General features: G+C 71.2%; 14 protein-coding genes. 10 read left to right on the forward strand and 4 right to left on the reverse strand.

The genetic code is table 11. The features are described 5' to 3' along the window. Window positions 1-179 precede the first annotated feature (179 nt). On the forward strand, window positions 180-1,403 hold the full coding sequence (gene fdhA, locus AB0F88_RS29450) for a formaldehyde dehydrogenase, glutathione-independent (protein WP_362691065.1): 1,224 nt from the start codon (window positions 180-182) through the stop codon (window positions 1,401-1,403). 92 nt (window positions 1,404-1,495) lie between these two features. Here fdhA and AB0F88_RS29455 read toward each other — a convergent pair whose 3' ends face one another. Then, window positions 1,496-2,878 carry an APC family permease gene (locus AB0F88_RS29455; RefSeq protein ID WP_362691068.1) on the reverse strand — a complete coding sequence of 461 codons (1,383 nt, stop codon included), beginning with the start codon at window positions 2,876-2,878 and terminating at the stop codon, window positions 1,496-1,498. A gap of 278 nt (window positions 2,879-3,156) precedes the next feature. On the opposite strand from AB0F88_RS29455, the gene AB0F88_RS29460 reads away from it, so the two are divergent. Further along, the gene (locus AB0F88_RS29460; RefSeq protein ID WP_362691069.1) at window positions 3,157-3,903 is read left to right on the forward strand and encodes an FCD domain-containing protein; all 747 of its coding nucleotides are present in this window, start codon (window positions 3,157-3,159) and stop codon (window positions 3,901-3,903) included. 157 nt (window positions 3,904-4,060) lie between these two features. On the opposite strand, the gene AB0F88_RS29465 is transcribed toward AB0F88_RS29460, so the two are convergent. After that, the gene (locus tag AB0F88_RS29465) at window positions 4,061-4,573 is read right to left on the reverse strand and encodes a ribosomal protein L7/L12 (protein WP_362691072.1); all 513 of its coding nucleotides are present in this window, start codon (window positions 4,571-4,573) and stop codon (window positions 4,061-4,063) included. A gap of 283 nt (window positions 4,574-4,856) precedes the next feature. Between AB0F88_RS29465 and AB0F88_RS29470 the strand changes: the two genes are divergently transcribed. The 5 genes from AB0F88_RS29470 (at window position 4,857) to AB0F88_RS29490 (ending at window position 10,269) form a co-directional block, all read left to right on the forward strand. Beyond that, window positions 4,857-5,966 (forward strand): BMP family ABC transporter substrate-binding protein, encoded by a 1,110-nt coding sequence (locus AB0F88_RS29470; RefSeq protein WP_362691075.1) that lies wholly within the window; start codon window positions 4,857-4,859, stop codon window positions 5,964-5,966. 1 nt (window position 5,967) lies between these two features. Continuing rightward, entirely contained in the window at window positions 5,968-7,635 is a 1,668-nt protein-coding gene (locus AB0F88_RS29475; protein WP_362691078.1) for an ABC transporter ATP-binding protein, read from the forward strand. Next, window positions 7,632-8,831, forward strand: a complete 1,200-nt coding sequence (locus AB0F88_RS29480) for an ABC transporter permease (protein WP_362691081.1) — start codon at window positions 7,632-7,634, stop codon at window positions 8,829-8,831. The genes AB0F88_RS29475 and AB0F88_RS29480 overlap by 4 nt, the downstream gene beginning before the upstream one ends. Continuing rightward, window positions 8,828-9,742: an ABC transporter permease gene (locus tag AB0F88_RS29485; RefSeq protein ID WP_362691084.1), complete on the forward strand. Its 915-nt coding sequence runs from the start codon at window positions 8,828-8,830 to the stop codon at window positions 9,740-9,742. Before AB0F88_RS29480 ends, AB0F88_RS29485 begins: the two co-directional genes overlap by 4 nt. Window positions 9,743-9,816: 74 nt before the next feature. Next, the gene (locus AB0F88_RS29490; RefSeq protein ID WP_362691087.1) at window positions 9,817-10,269 is read left to right on the forward strand and encodes a VOC family protein; all 453 of its coding nucleotides are present in this window, start codon (window positions 9,817-9,819) and stop codon (window positions 10,267-10,269) included. 246 nt (window positions 10,270-10,515) lie between these two features. Here AB0F88_RS29490 and AB0F88_RS29495 read toward each other — a convergent pair whose 3' ends face one another. Then, window positions 10,516-10,893 carry a metalloregulator ArsR/SmtB family transcription factor gene (locus AB0F88_RS29495; protein WP_362691090.1) on the reverse strand — a complete coding sequence of 126 codons (378 nt, stop codon included), beginning with the start codon at window positions 10,891-10,893 and terminating at the stop codon, window positions 10,516-10,518. Window positions 10,894-11,004: 111 nt separating this feature from the next. Here AB0F88_RS29495 and AB0F88_RS29500 point away from each other — a divergent pair, with 111 nt between their 5' ends. Continuing rightward, a complete protein-coding gene (locus AB0F88_RS29500) occupies window positions 11,005-11,262 on the forward strand; it encodes a DUF1918 domain-containing protein (RefSeq protein ID WP_362691093.1) in 258 nt (85 codons plus the stop codon). An 88-nt stretch (window positions 11,263-11,350) separates the two neighbouring features. After that, on the forward strand, window positions 11,351-12,328 hold the full coding sequence (locus AB0F88_RS29505; RefSeq protein ID WP_362691096.1) for an aldo/keto reductase: 978 nt from the start codon (window positions 11,351-11,353) through the stop codon (window positions 12,326-12,328). 158 nt (window positions 12,329-12,486) lie between these two features. Here AB0F88_RS29505 and AB0F88_RS29510 read toward each other — a convergent pair whose 3' ends face one another. Beyond that, the gene (locus AB0F88_RS29510) at window positions 12,487-15,840 is read right to left on the reverse strand and encodes a BTAD domain-containing putative transcriptional regulator (RefSeq protein WP_362691099.1); all 3,354 of its coding nucleotides are present in this window, start codon (window positions 15,838-15,840) and stop codon (window positions 12,487-12,489) included. Between the two features lie 846 nt (window positions 15,841-16,686). Here AB0F88_RS29510 and AB0F88_RS29515 point away from each other — a divergent pair. Next, window positions 16,687-22,410 (forward strand): LamG-like jellyroll fold domain-containing protein, encoded by a 5,724-nt coding sequence (locus AB0F88_RS29515; RefSeq protein ID WP_362691102.1) that lies wholly within the window; start codon window positions 16,687-16,689, stop codon window positions 22,408-22,410. The last annotated feature ends 53 nt before the right edge of the window (window positions 22,411-22,463 follow it).

The raw sequence follows: 22,463 nt of genomic DNA on the forward strand, positions 1-22,463 counted from the left end.
CGGAGAGGTATGGCACCCCGATACCGCTGTAACCAGCAGGTATATGGTTAAAAGGGTGAGAAATCGCCTTTGATTTGGACTCGGTGGTCACACTCCCCCCTCACGTCCCCTCGCGAACGATGACCGCCCGCTCCGCCGGCGTCGCGCGGAAGGGCACCACGAGGAGACAGGAGGACGTCATGCCGAGCAACAAGGTCGTCACGTACCAGGGGCCGGGCAGGGTGGAGGTCCAGGAGACCGACTATCCCGGGTTCGAGCTCAGGGAGGGGCCGGGGGTGCCCCCGGCCAACGTGGGCCGCAAGGTGGCGCACGGCGCGATCGTCAAGACCGTCGCGACGAACATCTGCGGCAGCGACCAGCACATGGTCCGTGGCCGCACCACCGCGCCCCTCGGGCTCGTCCTCGGCCACGAGATCACCGGCGAGGTCGTCGAGACCGGCCCGGACGTGGAGTTCACGAAGGTGGGCGACCTCGTCTCGGTGCCCTTCAACATCGCCTGCGGCCGCTGCCGCAACTGCAAGGAGGGCAAGACCGGCATCTGCGAGAACGTCAACCCCGAGCGGCCGGGCGGGGCGTACGGCTACGTCGACATGGGCGGCTGGGTCGGCGGGCAGGCGCAGTACGTCCTGGTGCCCTACGCCGACTGGAACCTGCTGAAGTTCCCCGACAGGGACCAGGCGATGGAGAAGATCCTCGACCTGGCCATGCTCACCGACATCTTCCCGACCGGCTTCCACGGCTGCGTCACCGCCGGGGTGAGGCCCGGATCGACCGTCTACATCGCCGGCGCGGGACCGGTCGGGCTCGCCGCGGGCGTCTCGGCGTTCCTCCTCGGGGCGGCCGTGGTCATCGTCGGCGACCTGAACAAGGAGCGCCTGGAGCAGGCCCGCAGCTTCGGCTGCGAGACCGTCGACGTGTCGCGGGGCGAGCCGAGGGACCAGATCGAGCAGATCCTCGGAGAGCCCGAGGTCGACTGCGGCGTCGACGCCGTGGGCTTCGAGGCCCGCGGCCACGGTGGCGACTCCGGCAGGGAACAGCCCGCCACCGTGCTCAACTCGCTCATGGAGGTCACCCGCGCGGGCGGCGCGCTCGGCATCCCCGGCCTGTACGTGACCGGCGACCCCGGCGCCCACGACGAGGCGGCGCAGCGGGGGGCGCTGTCCATCCGGCTCGGCCTCGGCTGGGCCAAGTCGCTGGCCTTCGGCACGGGCCAGTGCCCCGTGATGCGCTACAACCGCTACCTGATGCAGGCGATCCTGAACGACAGGGTGCAGATCGCCAAGGCGGTCAACGCCGTGACGATCCCGCTGGAGCAGGCGCCCCAGGGGTACGCGGACTTCGACCAGGGCGCCGCGTCCAAGTTCGTGCTCGACCCGAACGGCGTGCTCGGCACGGCAGGCTGACCCGGAGCCCGTACCCGAGGGCCCGTGGACTGACCCGGAGCCCGTGCCGGAGGGCGCGTGGAGGGGCGGAGGGGGAGCCGTGCCGCAGAGCGCTACCAGAGCAGGCGCGGGTCGTCGGCGGCGCCCGCGGTGACGGGCGCCTCCTCGACGAACTCCATCTCAGGCGGCGGCCGCCGGAACATGCGGGTGAGGTAGGCGAGATAGATCACGCCCAGGCCGAGCCAGATCAGGCCGAGGGTGACGGCGTGCGCGTCGAGGCGGCTGAGCAGCCACAGGTTGACCCCCGCCCCGATCGCCGGGACCAGGACGTAGGGCACCACCCCCGGCGCCCGGCCCGCGCGGCGTTCCCTGACGTAGTGGGCGATGACGCTGAAGTTGACGAAGGTGAAGGTGGTGAAGGCGCCGAAGTTGATGAACGACGTGGAGGTGGCCATGTCCAGCCACAGCGCGATCAGGCCCGCGGCACCGGTGATCACCAGGCCGAACACGGGCGTGCGGGATCTGGGGTGGAGGTAGGCGAACACCCTGCGGGGCAGCACCCCGTCGCGCCCCATCGCGTACAGCAGCCGCGAGGTGCCGGCCTGCGCGGCGAGGCCGGAGGCGAACTGGGCGACGACCAGACCGGTCAGGAAGACCGCGCCGAACAGGCTGCTGCCGATCAGTCCGGCGATCTCGAAGGCCGCCGAGGAGGAGTCCTCGAAGAGGCCGCCGGGGTGCACGAGCTGTGCGAAGTACGCGACCACGATGAAGATCACGCCACCGGCGAGCGCGGTGAGCATGATCGCCCGGGGGATCGTCCGCTCCGGCTCGACGGTCTCCTCCGCGAGGGTGGTGACGGCGTCGAAGCCGAGGAGGGCGTAGGCGGCGATGGCGGCCCCCGCCGCGACGCCGGAGACCGTGGTGGCCCGGTTGTCGAACGGCGCCAGGTCGAACAGCGCGGCGGGCCCCGACGAGCCGGCCACGTAGCCGATCGACAACAGCACGAAGAAGAACAGGACCGCGATCTGGACGGTCATCAGCAGGAGATTCACCCGGGCCGCGATCTTGATGCCCATCGCGTTGAGCACGGTCGTCACGATGATGAACAGGCCGATCCACACCCACGAGGCGACCTCGGGGAACTGCGCCGACAGGTAGGCGGCGCCGATCAGCCAGATGACCATGGGCAGGAAGAAGTAGTCGAGCAGCACCGCCCAGCCCACCAGGAAACCCGCCCGCGCGTCGATGGTCCGCCGCACGTAGGTGTAGGCGGACCCGGCGATCGGGTGGACCGCGGCCATCTTGCCGTAGCCGAAGGCCGTGAACAGCATGGCCACCAGCGCGAGCGCGTACGCGGCGGCGGTCGCGCCGCCGGTGGTCTCGGACACGATGCCGAAGATGCCCAGGACGATCAGCGGCGTCATGTAGGCCAGGCCGAACAGCACGACCTCGCCGAGTGTCAGAGCACGCCACAGAACCGGTCCTTTGGATGGCATCGCGAGGTCTTCCCGATGAGTCGGCCTCCCGCCGGAGTCCGGCGGGAGGGATCGATCCGTCCCCGGTAGATGGGGGGGTCATCGGCCGGCCCGCCCCGGGACGTCGAACACCACGAAGCCGTTCCCGGCCCGCCGGGAAGCCGACTGGGCGAGCGTTGTGGAGAGGAGGTGCGACACGGCACACCTGCTTCCCGACTAGAAATAAAAAATATCTCATTATGAGCATTTAAAGCAATTTCGATCACTATGATCTATTTTTTGATAAGTACGGTGGTGATATGTCGTCCGGCGGCCCCCACATCGTGCTCAAAGCCCCCGCCCTGGTCGGCATCCGGCGGCTCAACGCGCTCGACACGGTTCGGGCCCGCATCGCGATGGCCGTCGAACTGGGGCTGCTGAAACCCGGGGAGCGGCTGCCGCCCGCCGACGAGATCGCCCGCGCCCTCGGAGTAGGGGAGATCACCGTGCGGAGGGCGCTCGTCTCACTCTGCGACGAGGGCGTGCTGGAGCGGCGGCGGGGGCGCGGCGGCGGAACCCTGGTGGCCGAGCGGCCGCCGCCCGGCGGGGTGCGCGAGATCGAGGCCTACCGGTCGGCCGCCGCCGACGTCCACCGGCTGATCGACCAGCGGCTGCTCCTGGAGTGCGGCATCGCGCACCTGGCCGCGACGCGCCCGGACCCGCGGCGGCTGGAGGAGCTGGAACGGCTGGTGGCGTGCATGGACCGCGCCTCCAGCTGGGCCGAGTTCCGCCCCTGCGACGAGCGCTTCCACATGGGGGTGGCCGCGGCCACCGGCCTGCCGTCCGCGGTGGAGCAGTACGGCTCGGTCGCCCGGGAGCTCTACCGCTACTACTTGCCCTTTCCCCTGGACCACCTGCGCGAGTCCAACCGCGGGCACGCCGAGCTCGTCGCCGCCCTGGCCGCGGGCGACCCGCTGAGGGCGGTGGAGATCACCCGCCGCCACGTCGAGGTGCTGCACCGGACCATGTTCGTCGGGGTCGAGGACCGGCCGGCCGGACCGGACTGAGCGCTCCACGGTCCCGGGGAGAGCGCAGGAGGGGCCGGAGCCGCAGGAGGGCCAGAGCGCAGGGGGGGCGGGGAGCTCGGGAGAGGACGCTCGGGAGGGGGCGGAGGGCTCGGGAGGGCTCACTCGGGAGGGCTCGGGGGCGTCGACTCGGGAGGGCTCAGAGGGTGTCGACGAACAGCTCGGCCTCGTGCTCGCCCATGCCGGTCTCGCCGCGCACCAGGTAGACCGCCTGCTCGGCGCGGCCGGCGGCCTTGAGCTCGCGTACGCGAGTGGCCAGGTCGGGGCCGGTGACAGCGGCGGCACCCGCGGCACCGGCGCCCGGCGGGACGATGGGACGGGCGGGGCGGAAACCGCTCATGAGGGGGTGGCTCCACATGTCGTGCCCCGCGGCCACGGCGTCGACGATCGCCTTGGACTCCTTCAGGCCGAGCCCGGTGTACTGGCGCAGCTCCTTGATCGCCTGAATCTTGCGGCCCTGGCGCGTCAGCCCGGTGACGGTCTCGTACAGCCTCTGGGACGTCGGCGGCGTGAGCGGCGCGACGGGCGCCCGGCCGCCGGAGACCGCCCGGCCGCCACTCCTGGCGGCCATGACGGCACCGACGACGATCGCCAGGACCACCGCGAGCAGGGCGGCGATGATCAGCAGCTCAACGGGCCCGAGGTTCGGCATGCCCGCATCGTACGCCGGACCCGCGCGGGCCGCGCGGGTCGGTGAACGGTTCGGTGAAGAAGTGGAGCGGGAGGCTTTCCGGCCGGGGCCCGCGACCGGGGGGTTCTCCGGCCACCGGTGGGCGGTGGACACGACGGACGGCGGCGGCTGTTAAATGGCAGCGTCCACACGGCAGCGTCCCGACCTGCCCGCAGCAAGCCCGTACCCCCATTCCCGCGACCAGGGTTCGTTCCCCACCCGCGCCCCGTGGGCGGCGCGTGCGCATCAGATCGAGAGGATCGTCATGGCCGCATTCCATCGAACGGGCCGGGTCACGGCCGCGCTGACCGCCTGCCTCGCCTCGGTGGCCCTGGCCGGGTGCGCGAGCGGCGACGCCACGGCACCCCGGGCCACGAGCCCCGCCCCGGCCGGCGCCGGAGCGAAGACGGACGGCGGCACCGTGCTCGCGGGCCAGCCGGACGTCAACGGCGACGGCAGGGTCGTCATCGGGGTGCTGAGCCCCGGCGACATCAACGACAAGGGCTACTACCAGAGCTTCGTCGACACCGCGGAGCGGTTCGCCACCTCGAAGGGCTGGACGATCATCAAGCGCGGCGGCGTCAACACCAGCGAGGCGCTCAACGCCGCGCGGGCGCTGTGCCGGCAGAAGGTCGACATGGTGGCCCTGGGCGCCGCGGACCTCAGGGACGCGATCCCCGCCTCCGAGGAGCCGGTGTGCGCCGGCACCGCCTGGTACGTCCCCTCGTCCGACAACATCCCGCAGACCCCGAGGATCATGCTCTCCACCGACGAGGCGGACCAGAGCCTGCTGGCCGCCGGGTACGCGGCGGGCCTGCTGATGAAGGAGAAGGGCGCGACCAAGGCCGGGTTCGTGACCGGCCCCGAGGTCGACTTCACCACCGCGGCGGCCAGGGCCTTTCGGGCGGGCATCCGGCTGGTGGTCCCCGAGGCCACGCTGGCGGTCACCTACAGCGGCGACCTCAACGACTCGGCCAAGGCCAAGGAGGCCACCCAGGCCCAGATCAGCCAGGGCGTCAAGGTCGTCTACCCCTACCTGGGCGGTGCCACCGACGCGTCGGCGGAGCTGGCCGACGCCAACGGCGTGCTCACCCTCACCCCGGGCACCGACCGGTGCGCCTCCACCGCGCCCACGTTCGACATCTCGGTGCTCTTCAGCCCCGGAGACTACTTCGGGGCCGCGCTGGAGGACTTCGCCGAGGCGAAGCTGCGGATGGGCGTGGAGAAGGTCTGGAAGCTCGGCGTCGACCCGTTCCCCACCGTGAGGATCTGCGAGCCCACCCCCGAGCAGGAGGAGAGGCTGAAGACGTTCATCGCCGACGTCGGCAGCGGGAGGATCGACCCCAAGGCGGAAGTGAAGAGGCTCGGTTCCTGACGTGACGGAAGACGAACGGGCGAGGGGCCTCACCCCGCCACCGGTGCCCGCCCTCCGGCTGCGGGGAGTCAGCAAGAGCTACGGTCCGGTCGTCGCCTGCGACGCCGTGGACCTCACCGTGTACGAGGGCGAGATCCACGGCCTGCTCGGCGAGAACGGGGCCGGCAAGTCGACGCTCATGAAGATTTTGACGGGGCTCGTCCGAAAGGACTCCGGGACCGTCCTGCGCCATGACGAGCCCGTCGAGATCGGCGATCCGAGGGAGGCCGCGGCGCTCGGCATCGGCATGGTGCACCAGCACTTCAGCCTGATCGACCCGCTGACGGTCTGGGAGAACGTCATCCTGGGCGACACCGGGAAGATCGACAAGGCCGTGGCCCGCGACCGGGTGCGGGAGATCTCCCGGCGCTACGGCCTGCCGGTCGATCCGCTGGCCAGGGTGGCGCGGCTCTCCGCGGGCGAGCGGCAGCGGGTCGAGCTGATCAAGTGCCTGCACCGGGACCCGGCGGTGCTCATCCTCGACGAGCCGACGTCCGTGCTGACCCGGGCGGAGTCGGCGGAACTGTTCGGCGTGCTGCGCCGCGTGGTCCGCTCGGAGAACCGCGCGGTCATCCTGATCAGCCACAGGCTGGACGAGATCACCACGGCCACCGATCGGGTGACCGTGCTGCGCGGGGGGAAGGTCGTCTTCCGGAGCGCCACCGCGGAGACGGACCCGCGGGAGCTGGCCCGGCGGATGGTCGGCAGGGAGGTCTCCCCGGGCACCGAGGCCGCCGCCCCCGGCCTGCTGCCGGTCGGCCCCCTCGGGACGCGCGGGTCCGCGAACGGGAACGGGAAGAGCACGGCGAACGAGTCGGCGAACGAGTCGGCGAACGAGGAGCACGGAACCGGTGAGGCGGACGCGAGGAGGGCGGGTGTCCCGGCGCCCACGCCCGCGCTGCGGCTGCGCGGCCTGACCCTCACCCTCGACGGCGTGCCCGTCCTGTCCGATCTCAGCCTGGACGTCGCCCCCGGCGAGATCGTCGGCCTGTACGGGGTCGAGGGCAACGGCCAGTCGGCCCTGGGGGACCTGCTGTCCGGGCTCGTCGTACCGGACTCCGGGTCGGTCGAGATCTCCGGGCGGCCGGTCGATCCGCACCGCCCGGGCGCGCTGCACGCCGCAGGGCTCGGCGTCGTGCCCGAGGACCGGCACGGCGCCGGGCTGGTGCTGGACATGAGCGTCGCCGAGAACCTGGTCATGAAGTCGCTGGACGCCGTGAGCGGCCGGGTGTTTCTCGACCGGGGAAAGGCGCGTGCCGTGGCCCGCCGCCTGGTGGCCGAGTTCGGCATCGTCACCCCGTCGACGGACACCCCGGTGCGCGACCTGTCGGGAGGCAACCGGCAGCGGGTCGTGCTCGCCCGCGAGCTCTCGGCCCGCCCGGCCGTCCTGGTCGCGGCACGGCCCTCGCACGGGCTGGACGTGGGCGCCACCGAGGACGTGTACCGGCGGCTGCGCGACGTCGCGGCGGGAGGAACGGCCGTGTTGCTGATCTCCACCGAGCTGGAGGAGGTCATGACGCTGGCCTCCAGGATCGCGGTGATCTCCTCGGGAAGGATCACCGGCGTCCTGCCGGCGGGGGAGGCCACGGCCGAGCGGCTCGGAATGCTGGTGGGCGGGGTGGCCGCGTGAACGGGACCCTTCGAGATCCCGGCGGGAACCTCGCACAGGACCCGTCCGGCCGCCGCCTGCTCGCCCTTCTCGTCCCCGGTCCCGGCGCGCCGGTCTGGAAGACCGGCCTGGCGACCGTCGCGGGCGTGGCCGTGGCGCTCGCCCTGTCGTCGCTGCTGATCGCCGTGACCGGCGGCTCCCCCCTCGCGTCGGTGCGGGCCCTCCTCCAGGGCAGCGTGGCCGACCCGGCGGCCTGGACCTCCACCCTGCTGTACGCGGCGCCGCTGCTGCTCGTCGCCGCGGGCGCGTGCGTCAGCGCCAGGTCCGGCGTGTTCAACATCGGCCAGGAGGGTCAGGTGCTCGTCGGCGCCCTCCTCGCCGCCTGGGTGGGCCTGCGCCTGGCGGTCACCGGCCCGGCGCTGCTGGTGGCGGTGCTGGCGGCCGCCGCGCTGGCCGGTGGAGCGTGGGCCGGTCTCAGCTCGCTGATGTACCGGCTGCGCGGCGTCGACGTCGTGGTCAGCACGCTGCTGATGACCTTCGTCGCCCAGCAGCTCGTCGCGTTCGCGGTGAACACGCCGTGGCTGCTGCGGGAGTCGCGGGTCGGCGACGCCGTCGTCGCGCCGCAGTCCAACCCGCTGCCGGAGAGCGCCCTGCTCGGCTCGATGGGGGAGTACCCGGACCTGCAGGTCAACGGGGGCCTGCTGATCGCGGTGGCCGCGGCCGTGATCGTCGCGACGGTGCTCGCCCGCACCCGGTGGGGGTTCCGGCTCACCATGCTCGGCCTCAACCCGCTCGCCGCCAGGCACGCCGGGGTACGCGCCGGCGCGCTGGGCGGCGCGGCGCTGGCCGTCTCCGGCGCCCTCGCCGGGCTGGCCGGGGCCGTGCTGCTGACCAGCCCGGTGGGCGTGCACCGGCTGCAGCCCGGCATGGCGATGAGCATCGGCTGGGACGGCCTGCTGGTCGCCCTGATCGCCCGCAACCGGCCGTTGCCGGCCGTACCCGTCGCCCTGCTGTTCGGCGTGCTGCGCTCCGGCGGCGGCTTCCTCGCCGCGACCGGGGTGCCCCCGTTCGTCGTGGACGTGGTCAAGGCCCTGCTGGTGCTGGCCTTCGTCGCCCCGCCCGCCGTCATCGCCGTGCTCCGGCACCGCGGGACCGGCGTCCGCGCCGCGCGCGCCGGGCACCGCTCCGCGCCCGCCGCCGAAGGGGCCGCCCGATGATCACCGCGGACGACGTCTCCACCATCCTGTCCAGCGGGGTACGGCTCACCGTGCCCCTGGCCTTCGCGGCGTGCGGGGAGTACCTCGCCGAGCGGGCCGGGACCATGAACATCTCCGTCGAGGCGATGATGCTGGGCGCCGCGTTCGGCTCGGTCGCCACGGCCGGTGCCACCGGCAGCGCCACCGCCGGGCTGGTCGCGGGCGTGCTGATCGGGCTCCTGGTCGGTTTCGTCCACGGCAACCTCTCCCACCGCCTGGAGATCAACACCTTCGTGGCCGGCCTGGTGCTCAACGCCCTCGTCCTCGGGCTGACCGGCTACCTGATCACGATCGTTGACTTCGGCTCCCACCAGGTGTCGCAGGTCAGCGTCCCCTGGCTGCGCGACATCCCGCTGATCGGCGCCCCGCTGTTCGTCGAGCGCTGGCCGGTCTACCTGCTCCTCGTCGCCGTCCCGCTGACCTGGTGGCTGGTCGAGCGCAGCAGGTGGGGCCTGGAGCTGCGGGCGGTCGGCGAGCGGCCGCGGGCCGCCGACGCCGGCGGCATCCGGGTCAACGCGCGCCGCCGCCAGGCACTGCTGTGGTGCGGCGCGCTGGCCGGGCTGGGCGGCGCGTACCTCGCGGTCGGCGAAGTCGGCTCGTTCAACCAGAACATGACGGCCGGTCGTGGGTACATCGTCATCGCGGCGGTGATTTTCGGCGGCTGGCGACTGGGACGCACCCTGCTCGGTTGCGCGCTCTTCGGCCTGGCCGACGCCATGCGCCTGGCGCTGCCCGCGCTGGGCCTGACGCTGAACTCACAACTGCTGATAGCGGCGCCGTACCTGGTCGCGCTGCTCGCGATGCTGCTCTTCACGAACCGGCGCCGCGAGCCGGGAGCGCTGGGGCGGCCCTTCGAACGGGGCTCCACCTGAGGGTCCCGGACACCGGCGGCCGGCCGGGTCGGCGCAGACCACCCGGATCGGCCCGGAGGAAGTGGGGGATCTTCATGGGTGATCTGACCCGGGCACGGTGGACGCACGTCGCCCTGCCCACGGGCGATCTCGACGAGGCGATCGCGTTCTACACGTCGCTGACGCCGCTGGTGGTCGTCGAGCGTTTCCAGGACGCCGAGGGGGAGAGCGCCTGGCTCTCCAACGAGGGGCAGGCCGAGACCCCGATGGTCCTGGTGCTCGTCTCGTTCGACAAGGACAGGGGCGGGCGGCTGGGGCTGCTGACGCCGTTCGCGCACCTCGGCATCGAGGTGCCCGAGCGCGCCGACGTCGAGGAGATCGCCGAGCGGGCGCGCGAGCTGGGCCGCCTGCACTGGGAGCCCCGCGACATGCCCGGCCCGGTCGGCTACATCTGCGCCCTGAAGGACCCCGACGGCAACGTCGTCGAGATCTCCCACAACCAGCGGGTCTTCGCCACGGTACGCAGGCTGTGGGCGGGCCCCTCCTGAGAGGGGAGATCCGGATCCCGCTTCCTGGGAGAGGGCTCGCGGGGCTCGCGGGGGAGCCGGACGGGGGGCATCGGGGGCATGGGACGTCGGCGGGCAGCGGGAGGCCGAGGGGGAGTCGGAGGAGCAGCGGGGGGCCAGGAGGGAGTCGGGCGGGCAGCAGGAGGCCGAGGGGGAGTCGGAGGAGCAGCGGGGGGCCAGGAGGGAGTCGGGCGGGCAGCGGGAGGCCGAGGGGGAGTCGGGCGGGGGTCAGGTGCCGTTCCCGGCCGTGCCCGGGGGCGCCGGGTTCTCCGCCTCCCTGAGGCGACGCTCCCGCCTTCCCCGCGCGATCTCGGTGCCCAGGGCGTCGAGGTGCTGGTTCCAGAAGTGCCGGTAGCGGTCGAGCCACCGGTCCACCTCTCGCAGCGGGGCCGGATCGACGGCGTACAGCCGCCGGGTCCCCTGGGCGCGTACCGTCGCGAACCCGTTGTCGCGCAGCACGCGCAGGTGCTGGGAGACGCCGGGCTGCGAGATCCCGAACTCCTCCTGCACCACGGCGCTGATCTCACCGGCCGCCAGCTCGCCGTCGGCGAGCAGCTCCAGGATCCGGCGCCGGACCGGATCGCCGAGAACGTCGAGCGCGTGCATGACCTCACTGTCTCAGGACCGGCTTATATAAGTAAAGTCTGAAGCCCGCGAGGCCCTCCAGTCGACCTTGCCGCGCTCCTGACCTGGACGAATGTGCCGCAGAGTGATGCCATGGAAGGGGAGGACGGCCGGAGAACCGGCACCCTGCTGATCCAGCTGATCCAGGAGGCCACAGTGAAGGCGACCGTAGGCGACAGGTTGATCGTGGAGAGTGCCCACGACGGCGCTCCCCGCAAGATCGGATTCATCATCGAGCTACGCCACGAGGACGGAAGCCCGCCCTACGTGGTCCGCTGGGAGGGCGACGAGCACGAAAGCCTCGTCTTCCCCGGCCCCGACGCGCACGTGATGCCGGGCGTGCCGGGGTAGACCCGGGGCCCGTACCGCACGTCCCGCCTGCCTGCCGTGCCCGGGTGCCGGTGATTCCCGCCGCGTCGTGCGGGCTACGATCGCTGATGTGGAACAGCGCGAATTGGGAAGAACAGGCAGGCGGATCGGTGTCGTCGGGCTCGGCGCGTGGCAGCTGGGGGCCGACTGGGGTGAGGTCGGCGAGGACGAGGCCCTGGCCACCCTCGACGCCGCCGTGGACGCCGGGGTCACCTTCGTCGACACCGCCGACGTGTACGGCGACGGGCGCAGCGAGCAGATCGTCTCGCAGCTGATCAAGGCCAGGCCGGGGCTCACCGTGGCCACCAAGATGGGCCGCCGCGTCGCACAGGAGCCGTCGGCCTACACCCTGGACAACTTCCGGGCGTGGACCGACCGCTCCCGGGCCAATCTCGGCGTCGACACCCTCGACCTGGTGCAGCTGCACTGCCCGCCCACCCCGGTCTACGCGACCGACAGGGTCTTCGACGACCTCGACACCCTCGTCCAGGAGGGCCGCGTGGCCGCCTACGGCGTGAGCGTGGAGACCTGCGACGAGGCGCTGACCGCGATCGCCCGGCCGGGCGTGGCCACCGTGCAGATCATCCTCAACGCCTTCCGGCTCAAGCCGCTGGAGAGGGTGCTCCCGGCGGCGGCCGAGGCCGGGGTCGGCATCATCGCCCGCGTCCCGCTGGCCAGCGGCCTGCTGTCCGGCAAGTACGACGAGTCCACCGTCTTCGGCGCCGACGACCACCGCACCTACAACCGGCACGGCGAGTCCTTCGACGTCGGCGAGACCTTCTCCGGGGTCGACTTCTCCACCGGCCTGGAGGCGGTCCGCCGCCTGGCTCCGCTGGTGCCGCCGCAGACCACCATGGCGCAGTTCGCGCTGCGCTGGATCATCGACCAGCCCAGCGTCTCCGTGGTCATCCCCGGTGCCCGCAACCCCGCGCAGGCCCGCGCCAACGCGGCCGCCGCCGCCGTGGACCCGCTGCCCGAGGCCACCCTCGCGAGCGTGCGGGAGATCTACGACGAGCTGATCCGCCCGCAGGTCCACCAGCGCTGGTGACCCGCCGGCCGCTCCGGCGGGCCCGGGCGGCCCGGCACAGGCCGGAGCCGCTGAGGGCACAGGCCGGAGCGGCTGCGGGAGCGGGCCGGAGCGGCTGCGGGAGCGGGCCGGAGCGGCCGGGAGAACGGGCCGGAACATCCGGGAGACGGCAGGCCGGATCAGCTCAGACGGGCCAGCAGCCGCAGGCTCCGCTCCTCCAGGTAGGCGAGGCCGAGCCGCCGGTGCGTCTCGGCCGCCTCGCGGGCGTGCTCCCGGGCCCGGCCGGCGCGGCCCAGCCGCGCCGCCAGCTCGGCGAGGACCAGGTGGGTGGAGCCCCACGCCGCGCTGCCCGTCCCGGAGACGATCAGCCGGCCGGCGTACGGGGCGAGCCGGTCGTACAGCTCCTCCGGGTCGGGGACACCGAGCCGGGCGGCGACCAGGCCCCAGACGGGGACGAGGAAGTCGGCGATCCAGTCGTCCGCGACCTCGGTGCCCCAGCGGGCGACCAGCTCGCGGGCGAGGTCCGGACGGCCGGAGTCGAGGGCGGCCAGCACCGCGATCGGGCGCAGCGGCGCCATCGACGGATCCTCCGCCGAGGCGAGCAGCCCGTCGAGGGTCTCCGCGACCCGGCCGCGCCCCCGGTCGCAGGTGAACGTCGTCAGCCGCAGCCGGAACTCCTGCCCCCAGAGGCTGGAGCCGTACCGCATCTCCCCGAAACGGGTGACGAGCGACTCCGCGTCCGCCCAGCGGCCCTCCAGGGTGCACCTGGCGGTCTGGGCGATGCGGACCATGGCCTCCAGCTCGGGGCGGCGCACCTCCTCGATCAGCCGCTCGCAGCGGGCCAGGTCGAGATCCCAGCCGGTCAGGTCACCGGCGCGCAGCAGGCAGGCCATCCGGAAGACCCGGGCCACCAGCTCGGTGGCGCGCGGCAGGCGGGGCAGGGCCAGCATCTCCTCCGCGGCCCGCAGCCGCTCCGGGTTGCGGCCGGGCACCCAGCAGGCGAGCAGGTAGTTGTTCAGGGTGCGAGCCAGCAGCGCGGGATCGTCAAGGCCGCGGGCGATCTCCACCGCCCGCGCCGCGTGCCGCTCGCCCTCGGCGCGGCGCGGCCCGTAGTGCAGCTCCACGGCCAGGGTGCCCAGCAGCGCGGCCCGGTCGCGGTCGTCGAGCGGCCCGGCCAGCAGGTCCTCCAGCACGGCGACCATCGCGGCGTCGACCACTCCGTACGGGCGCCACAACCACAGGGCGAGCCCGCCGGAGACGGTGATCGCGGAGATCAGGGCGTCCCTGTCGCCCAGCCGCAGGGCCAGCTCGATCGCCTCGTCCAGGTCCCGGCGGGCCGCCGCGGCGTCCCCCACCGTGCGGCGGGCCTGTCCCAGCTCGGTCAGCAGCGCACACCTGGCCCTGTCGCCGCCGTCGCCGCCGCCGCCGGCCGGCAGCGAGCTCAGGGCCAGCTCCCACAGCTCGACGGCCTCGGTGTACGCGAGCTGGGCCGCGGCCCGCCCGGCCGCGCGAGAGGCGTGTTCCACCGCCTTGGCCGCGCCGCCGACCCTGGCGGCCGCGGCGAAGTGGTGGGCCAGCGTGGCGGGCTCGGTGCCCGGCCTGGTCTCCAGGCACTCGCCCGTACGCAGGTGCAGCCGGGCCCGTGCCAGGCGGCCGAGCCCGGACAGCAGCGCGTCGCGCACCAGGGCGTGGGAGAAGCGGTAGTCGGGGCCGCCGGGCGGTTCGGCCAGCAGCCCGCTCGCCACCGCCGGTTCCAGCAGGGACATCACCCGCTCGGCGGGGACGCCGGTGACGGCTTCGAGCACGTCGACCTCCACCTCGCGCCCGGTGACCGCCGCCGCCCGCAGCAGCTCCCGCGTCTCCTCGGGAAGCCTGGCCGCCCGGCGTTCGATGACGTCGCGCGCCCCGGAGGGCAGCCCGGCCGCCAGGCACCGCTCGCTCTCGCGCAGGCGCAGCAGCTCGCCCAGGTAGAAGGGGTTGCCGCCGCTCCGCTCCAGCAGCACGTCGACCAGCCCGGGATCCTCGGGGATCCGCCGCAGCCGCAGGTACGACGACACGTCACCCGCGCCGAACGGGGCCGGTTCCACGCGTACGGTCCCCGGCTCCCTCGACAGCGCGCCGAGGGTGTCGCGCAGCTGCGCGGGATGGTCGCCGGGCTCGGGACGCAGCGTCGCCACCACGAGCACCGGGTGGCGGGCCAGCTCGCCCGCGACGAAGGCCAGCAGCCGCAGCGAGGAGGCGTCGGCCCAGTGCAGGTCTTCCAGGACCACCAGGAGCGGGCCGCCGGTGGAGGTCAGGGTCGCCGCCACCCGCTCGTACAGCTCGAACAGCGCGGCGTCGGGGTCGGGGGCCGATGACGCCGCCTCGCCGTGGAAGGGGTTCGCCCCGCCGCACTCGCGCAACACCTGGATCCAGGGGCGGAACGCGGGTGCCGCGCCGTCCACGCAGCGGCCCCAGGCGACCCGGAAACCCCGCCCGGCGGCCTCGTCGGCCGCGGCCCGCGCGAGCCGGGTCTTGCCGATCCCGGCCTCCCCGGTCACCAGCAGCACCCCGCCTTCCCCGCGCCGCGCCGAGGCCAGCCGCTCGGCCACCAGGCGTAGCTGCGCCTCCCTGGCGACCAGCGTCTCACCGGCCACGAGGTCCCCTGTCCCGGCCCCGTCTCCCGTCACGGCCGGGGCCGGGGCGAGCGGGACGGGCGCGGCGGGCACCGGGAACGGGCCCGCATCGGGAAGCGGGCCAGGAGTGACGCCGTGGATCTCCAGTTCGGCGGCCTGCTCGAACACCGCCCGCTCCAGGCGCCGCAGCTGCGGCCCCGGCTCGATGCCGAGGTCGTCGGCGAGCAGGGTACGGACCCGGCGCAGCGCGGCGAGCGCGTCGGCCTGCCGGTCGGCCCGGTACAGAGCCAGCACCAGCAGCCCCCAGAGCCGTTCCCGGTAGGGGTGGGCCTCGGCCAGGACTTCCAGGTCCGGTACACAGGCGCCGCCCTCGCCCAGCGCCAGCCGCGCCTCGAACCCGTCCTCCACGGCGGTGGCCCGCAGCTCGCGCAACCGCGCGACGGCGGGCCGGGCGAACCCCTGACCGGCGAACTCGCCCAGCGGCTCACCCCGCCACAGGCCCAGCGTCTCCTCCAGCACCCGCAGCGCCTCCCCGTGGTCGCCGCGCGCCAGCGCCCTGCGGCCCTCCTGCGCGCCCGCCGCGAAGCGCGCCAGGTCGACCTGGCCGGGAGCGACGGCCAGCAGGTAACCCGGCTCGCGGGTGAGCAGCACCCCCGGCGGCGTGCGCGGTGTGCGGCCGGGCTCCAGCACTTTGCGCAGGTGCGCGATGTAGGCCTGCAGGGTCCTCGTCGCGCCGGAGGGCGGCTCGCCCGCCCACAGCTCGTCGATCAGGCGGTCCAGCGAGACGACCCTGCCCGGCTCCAGCGCCAGCATCGCCACCAGGGCACGCTGCTTCCTGGTGCCGAGGTCGAGCGGGGCACCGGTCTCGTCGGCGACCTCCAGCGGGCCGAACAGCCGGAAGGTCAGGCTCGTCGGCATGCGTCCTCTTTCTTCATGGCAGCCGGAAGCCTACGTTCCCCCACCGTCATTTCCGCTGTGGTCCCCGAAGCGCGCAAGCGAAGCGGGAGCCCGCACGTCAAGGACCGGACAGGCGGGGCTCACGGACCCACACTCCGCCTCAGCAACCTGGCGGTCGGTGAGATCCGCCGCGGAGTCGAGTGCCGCCGGCACAGCGCCCCCGCGCGGGCGACGGTTCTGGAGCGCCGGCTCCACGGACCTCACCGGCAGTTCAGCGACCGCGTCGTTCCCGCCATCTCCGAGGTCGCAAAGGAGCGGGTTCGGCTGAACGCCGTCCGCCCGCTCCTCACGGCGGACGGTTCGATCGCCGCGACGGCCATGGTGAACGGACGGACCCTGGTCAGCGGGAACGTCAAGGATTTCGAGGGACGGGCGTGTGGAGTTGTCCGCCGCGTCCGCCGACTGATTTTTTTCTTGATCGTTATACGTTTTCGTGTTTGCCGTTCATTCGACAACTCGTGATCATTTAGCTTGATCATTTCCCTTTCTATAAGTAAATTTTCCTGATAGTTTCCTGCAAGTCGAATCCTTGTTCGTATGACCCGCACCGCCGTGCGGGCCATACTCATGCGCGCAGGAGTATCAGTGTCATTGAATGCAGGGGTAAGGAAGGCTTCGCCCCCCTTACCTCATTACAGACGCAGCGAACGCCGATTCGTGAACGTCCTCGCGGCAGGACTGTCAGCGATGATGATCGTCAGTTTGGCCGCAGTCCCATCATGGGCAGAGCAGGAGCCGACCCCGGCGCAAGCGCAGCTCGCACCCGCACCCGCACCTGCGCCTGCGCCAAAGGGTGGTACACCGGTTGTGGACAAGGTGGTGGAAGCCGCCAAGGAGGAAGCCGCCAAGACCGGCAAGCGGATAGAAATCCCCTCTCAGCAGACCGAGACCACGACGGTTTTCGCCAATCCCGACGGCAAGACCCTGCGGATGGAGCTGCACGCGCAGCCCATCCGGGTCAAAAAGGGCAAGGGTAAGGGCTTCACGCCGATCGACACCAACCTCGTCGAGGAGGACGGGGGCATCAAGCCTAAAGCCGTCAGGGGCGAGCTGACCTTGTCGGTGGGCGATGACACCGCCTTGGTGAAGAGCAAGAGCGCGCAGGGCACTGCGGAGATCGCCGCTTCCCGCAAGTTGCCCAAGCCGAAGCTCACCGGAAACACCGCCACCTACCAGTCCGTCTACGGAGAAGACATAGACCTGGTGGTTACCGCGACCGCGACCGGCTTCCGGCAGCGGATCGTCATCGGCAAGCGGCCCACAGGCCCGCTGACCTTCCGGCTTCCGGTGGACCTGCCCGGGGGCATGTCCTACGGCACGAATGCTGCCGGGCAGCCCACTCTGCTGGCTGAAGACAACAAGAAGATCGCCGACATTCGGCCGGCGCCGCTGCTCGACGCGGTGGCCGCCGATGGCAACGGGCCGATCGATGCAGGCAAGGTCGGCAAGGCCGCCGTGAGGGTCGAGCAGGACAGCTCCACCCTGGTGTTCACCCCCGACGTGACGTTCCTCGCCGATCCGGCGGTTTCCTACCCGGTGACCTTGATGGCCGTCGACTCCGACTGGTGGGAACCCGCCCTGGGAAACGACACCTTCGTCAACAGCCTGGATTACCAGGACGGCTACTACAACAGCAGCCTGGACCGGATCCTGGTGGGTAAGTCCAACAGCGGGGCGGTGCGCTGGCGCAGCTACATCCGCTTCGATGAGATCCCCCAAGACTCTCCGCTGCGGGGCGGGAGGGTCCAGAACGCTGATCTGGTTTTGTGGAACCACTTGTCCAATGACTGCGGGGAGAGTGTCGGGTCCGGTATCACCGCCCGCCGCGTCACCCAGCGCTGGGATGTCTCTACCCTGACATGGAGCAACCAGCCGCTGGCCACCAGCGCAGGCGCGGACACCGAGTACGGCGCCTATCTCCCTGGCTGCACCCGCGGCTACATGAACTACGAGCATGACCTGATTCACTCCGTCAACGGGATTGTCCAGGCATGGGCCGACGGTGAGCCGAACTACGGCTTCCAACTCGCCGCCGGCAACGAGTCCGACATCACCAACTGGCGCCGCTACCGCACGAATGAGTACTACTGCTGCAGCGCAGGTGCCCACCCGCCCAAGCTCGAAGTCGACTTCGAGCCGGCGGAGCGAATCAGGGTCGTCTTCAGCACGCGTGAGGAACTGACCTCGTTCCCCACCTATGACCAGGCGGTGGCCTGGGAGGAGCACACGCCGGAGGACACCGGCCTCGTCCCGATGGTGGAGACGCAGGCCAAGGCGCTGGCATCACACCGCTACGCGGACGCGGATGTGGACCTGACCCAGTTGCTCCCCCTGGAAGGGGAGAGCTACGAAGACGTGCCGCAGGGCAACGGGGAGGACGGTACTCCGCCCCGGGTCACGTCTACGTCGCCCGCCGACCAGGCGACTGGTGTGGCCCTGGGCACGAAGGTGTCCGCCACCTTCGACGAGGAAACCGTCGGCGGGAAGCTCGAGGTCAGGGACGGTTCCGGAGCCGTGCTCACCGGCTCCCTCGCCGAGTCGTACGACGAGCCGACCGACGCGACCACAATGGTGTTCACCCCGGCGCAGCCTCTCACACCCGGCATGACGTACACCGCCAAGGTATGGGACGGCTTCGACATCTGGGACAACATGATGAAGCCGTACACCTGGTCCTTCAGCACGGAGGGCCCCGACATCACGCCGCCGGGGGTCGCCGAGACGGTCCCGGCTCGTGATGCTGCCAACGTGGCGGTCGACACGCCGGTACGGGCGACCTTCGGTGAGCCGGTGTCGCAGGCGCGGATCATCGTCAAGGACCCCGCCGGAGCGGAAGTGGCCGGCGTCCTCGCGATGAGCGAGGAGGACAAGGTCGTCACCTTCACTCCGGAACAGCGCCTCATCCCGGAGACCGTGTACACCGCCACGGTGAGCGGGGCGAAGGACGCCGCGGGCAACACCATGACCGACCACTCGTGGTCTTTCACCACCGCACCGCCCGACATCACGCCGCCGGGGGTCGTCGAGACGGTCCCGGCTCGTGATGCTGCCAACGTGGCGGTCGACACGCCGGTACGGGCGACCTTCGGTGAGCCGGTGTCGCAGGCGCGGATCATCGTCAAGGACCCCGCCGGAGCGGAAGTGGCCGGCGCCCTCGCGATGAGCGAGGAGAACAAGGTCCTGACTTTCACGCCGTCCGCTCCGCTCAGCAGAGGCGTCACGTACACCGCGACGGCGAGCGAGGCGAAGGACGCCGCCGGGAACACGATGACCCCACACCCGTGGTCTTTCACCACGCTGGCTCCGCCCGCCGGGGTTCCCGGGCTGGTCGCGGCGTATGGCATGGAGGAGGCTTCCGGAACGACGGTGTCCGACTCCTCGGGCCGGAACAACACCGGTGCAGCCCTGGACACCACTCGGGTCACCAGCGGTAAGCACGGGAAGGCGCTGTCGTTCAACGGCGTCTCGAGCTGGGTGACCGTCGCCGACTCCCCGTCGCTGCGATTGTCGAACCGCCTGACCCTGTCGGCGTGGGTGCGGCCGACCACCGTGAACAACTGGCGCACCGCGCTGATGAAGGAACTCACCCAGGAGGGTGGTGCCTCCTACGGACTGTACGCTTCCAACAGCGTTGTCCCCTCCGGATGGCTGCAGACCGAAGAGGAGAGCGCCTCACAGGTCGGCGGCACGTCACCACTTCCCGTCAACACGTGGAGTCACCTGGCTCTCACCTACGACGGCACCACCAGCCGGTTCTATCTCAACGGCACGCACGTTGCGCAGGTGCCGTTGACCGGTCCCCTGTACGCCGATGACGGTCCCCTGCGCATCGGGGGCAATGGAGTGTGGGGCGAGTACTTCAGCGGCCTCATCGACGAGGTTCGCGTCTACGACATCGCCCAGACCACAGCCCAGATCCAGGCCGACATGAACACGCCGGTCGCCGGCACCCCCCCGGCCCCCACACCCACCCCCACGCCTACACCCACGCCCACACCGACGCCGCCCACTCCCGTTACCGGGCTGGTCGCGGCGTATGGCATGGAGGAGGCTTCCGGAACGACGGTGTCCGACTCCTCGGGCCGGAACAACACCGGTACAGCCCTGGACACCACTCGGGTCACCAGCGGTAAGCACGGGAAAGCGCTGTCGTTCAACGGCGTCTCGAGCTGGGTGACCGTCGCCGACTCCCCGTCGCTGCGATTGTCGAACCGCCTGACCCTGTCGGCGTGGGTGCGGCCGACCACCGTGAACAACTGGCGCACCGTTTTGATGAAGGAAGACGAGGACGGCATCGCCCCCGCCTACGGGCTGTACGCCTCGAATGGCGCGGTCCCCTCAGGCTGGCTCATGCCCGCCGAGGACGCGTCGGAGGTGGTGGCCCCCGAGGGCACCGCACCGCTGTCCCCGAATACCTGGAACCACGTCGCCCTCACCCGCGACGGCACCACAGCCCGGCTGTACGTCAACGGCGTCCAGGTCAGCCAGTTGCCGTTCACCGGTGATCTGTACGCGGACGCCGGCCCGCTGCGGCTGGGCGGCAACAGCGTGTGGGGCGAGTACTTCAGCGGCCTCATCGACGAGGTCCGCGTCTACGACATCGCCCAGACCACGGCCCAGATCCAGGCCGACATGAACACCGCCGTCGGGACCGCTGCTCCCGCGGCCGTCGCGGCGCCGGCCGCGCGATCCGGTGATATCACTACCGCGGAGGCCACCCCCACCCTCGCGAAGCTGACCGTGAAGGACTCCACGAAAGCGAAGGGCAGCACCTGGGTCAAGACTCTCCGGCCCCGGTTCGAGGCGTGGGTGACCGATGGGCGCGGCCGTCCGGTGACGGCGGAGGTCGAGGTCATCCGTGAACCGGTGAAGTCGTCGGCACGCAAGCAGCTTGTCTGGACCGGCAGGGCGGGCGATAAGGCCACCGGCTCCCGCAGGACGCTACAGGTTCCGGCCGGCCTTCTGGAGAAGGGCGCACAGGTGCGCTGGCGAGCCCGCGCCAGCGTGGACGGCGAAGCTGGGGCATGGTCCGGCTGGCAGGATCTGCGAGTGGGTGTCTCCGCGCCCGCGGTATCCGCCACGCCCGCCGTACCGGCCGTCACAGCGCCGGCGGGCACGGGCTTCGATTACCACCACGCGTCGCTCGAAACCTGCATGGCGGCCCGCAGGTCCTCGAATTGGCCCTACGCCAGCTTCGGCTGGTGGGAGAATCAGAACATTCAGACCCCGTACAGCGCATGCTGGAGTAAGTACGTCGGCGTGGGTGAGTACACCAAGAACTGGCTGAACCCTGAAGGGGTCAAGCCGACCGTCGTAGACGGCTTCGCGGTGGAGGTCGCGACCGTGTATCACACCTATCTCGGCAACGCCGCCGGAACGGATGTGGTGAATAGCGGTGCGAGCGGTCTGAAGCCCCGGAACATCGCCCTGTGGACCAGGCTGCAGAACATCCAGGTATACGAGGACGGGGACCGCGTTCCGCAGAGCGGGCTGGGCAAATACCACATCGGGCTCAAGGTCGATGCCGGCGGTGAGGCCGGATCATCCTGCGTACTTCCTTCGGGCGCCAAACAGCGCTACGTGAGCGTTCCCGAGTGGCAGTCCGACCCGGACGACTACTTCCGCTTCGAGTCACGCGACACGAACCTCACCGACGGTGACGAGACGCACATGTGCTCCATCGCGCCGCAGCTCATGAACCGCCTCGGGGACTGGGACAGTGACGGGGAGGGAGACGAACGAGACCAGACGTACGGCCGGTTCCCGATCCCGCTCTGGCCGACGGGTACGTTCGACAATCTCGGCATCGACGGCGGAAAGCTCGTGGGCACGGCGCCGGTCGGTGGCGGCAAGTACATGTGGAGGCCGAACTTCCGCTGCGACTCCATCCGCGAGGGAGCCGAGAATCCAGAAGGCGATGAGGCTTTCACCACGACCAGGGCCGCGGCCGTGAGCAACACCGCGGGGGTGCACGATGGAGGCTGCATCGACCCCCTCACGATCCCGGTCTTCACCATGTCGAAGCAGGAGGCGATCGATCGCGGGCTGCCGATGGACGAGGTGATCGACCACATCGCCATGGCGCTGGACCCGCAGCGGAACCGCGCCACCGTCCCGCCGTTGCCCGAGACGAATCCCCAGCCGAAGAACATCCCAGGAAACGCCGACGCCGCCCGGAACACTCCGGCTGGGAAGAACTTGACCCGGGGCAGCAAGACCACCAAGGATGCCAATCGCAAGAAGTTCTCGCAATCGACTGTTATAGATGGGCAGAGATACCCGGACGGGCTTTGTCAATACTATTTCCAGTATCCCGGATACACGTCCTACAAGCAGACGGGAAGACAATGTGACGAGTATCCCTTCGCCAGCACCAACCAGGGCGCCTCTAAGGCAAACGGTCACTATTCCATCAGAGCGCTGAACGGTGACCATAACGGGAACCATGGCCTGCGATGGCTCAATTGGTTCTACTCGCGCAACCGTGTTGTGAACGACGGGGACCCATTCCTGGTCCGCACCAAACCATAAGGCGCCTTGTCGCACAGGAGTCACTGGCTCGACGGTCGAGCCAGTGACTCCGC

This window comes from Streptosporangium sp. NPDC023963, assembly GCF_040639135.1.
Lineage (GTDB): Bacteria > Actinomycetota > Actinomycetes > Streptosporangiales > Streptosporangiaceae > Streptosporangium.

Excerpts from the sequence above, each read along its gene's own strand:
- fdhA (WP_362691065.1), top strand. The coding sequence starts at position 180 with ATGCCGAGCAACAAGGTCGTCACGTACCAGGGGCCGGGCAGGGTGGAG.
- AB0F88_RS29455 (WP_362691068.1), bottom strand. The coding sequence starts at position 2,878 with ATGCCATCCAAAGGACCGGTTCTGTGGCGTGCTCTGACACTCGGCGAG.
- AB0F88_RS29460 (WP_362691069.1), top strand. The coding sequence starts at position 3,157 with ATGTCGTCCGGCGGCCCCCACATCGTGCTCAAAGCCCCCGCCCTGGTC.
- AB0F88_RS29465 (WP_362691072.1), bottom strand. The coding sequence starts at position 4,573 with ATGCCGAACCTCGGGCCCGTTGAGCTGCTGATCATCGCCGCCCTGCTC.
- AB0F88_RS29470 (WP_362691075.1), top strand. The coding sequence starts at position 4,857 with ATGGCCGCATTCCATCGAACGGGCCGGGTCACGGCCGCGCTGACCGCC.
- AB0F88_RS29485 (WP_362691084.1), top strand. The coding sequence starts at position 8,828 with ATGATCACCGCGGACGACGTCTCCACCATCCTGTCCAGCGGGGTACGG.
- AB0F88_RS29490 (WP_362691087.1), top strand. The coding sequence starts at position 9,817 with ATGGGTGATCTGACCCGGGCACGGTGGACGCACGTCGCCCTGCCCACG.
- AB0F88_RS29495 (WP_362691090.1), bottom strand. The coding sequence starts at position 10,893 with ATGCACGCGCTCGACGTTCTCGGCGATCCGGTCCGGCGCCGGATCCTG.
- AB0F88_RS29500 (WP_362691093.1), top strand. The coding sequence starts at position 11,005 with ATGGAAGGGGAGGACGGCCGGAGAACCGGCACCCTGCTGATCCAGCTG.
- AB0F88_RS29510 (WP_362691099.1), bottom strand. The coding sequence starts at position 15,840 with ATGCCGACGAGCCTGACCTTCCGGCTGTTCGGCCCGCTGGAGGTCGCC.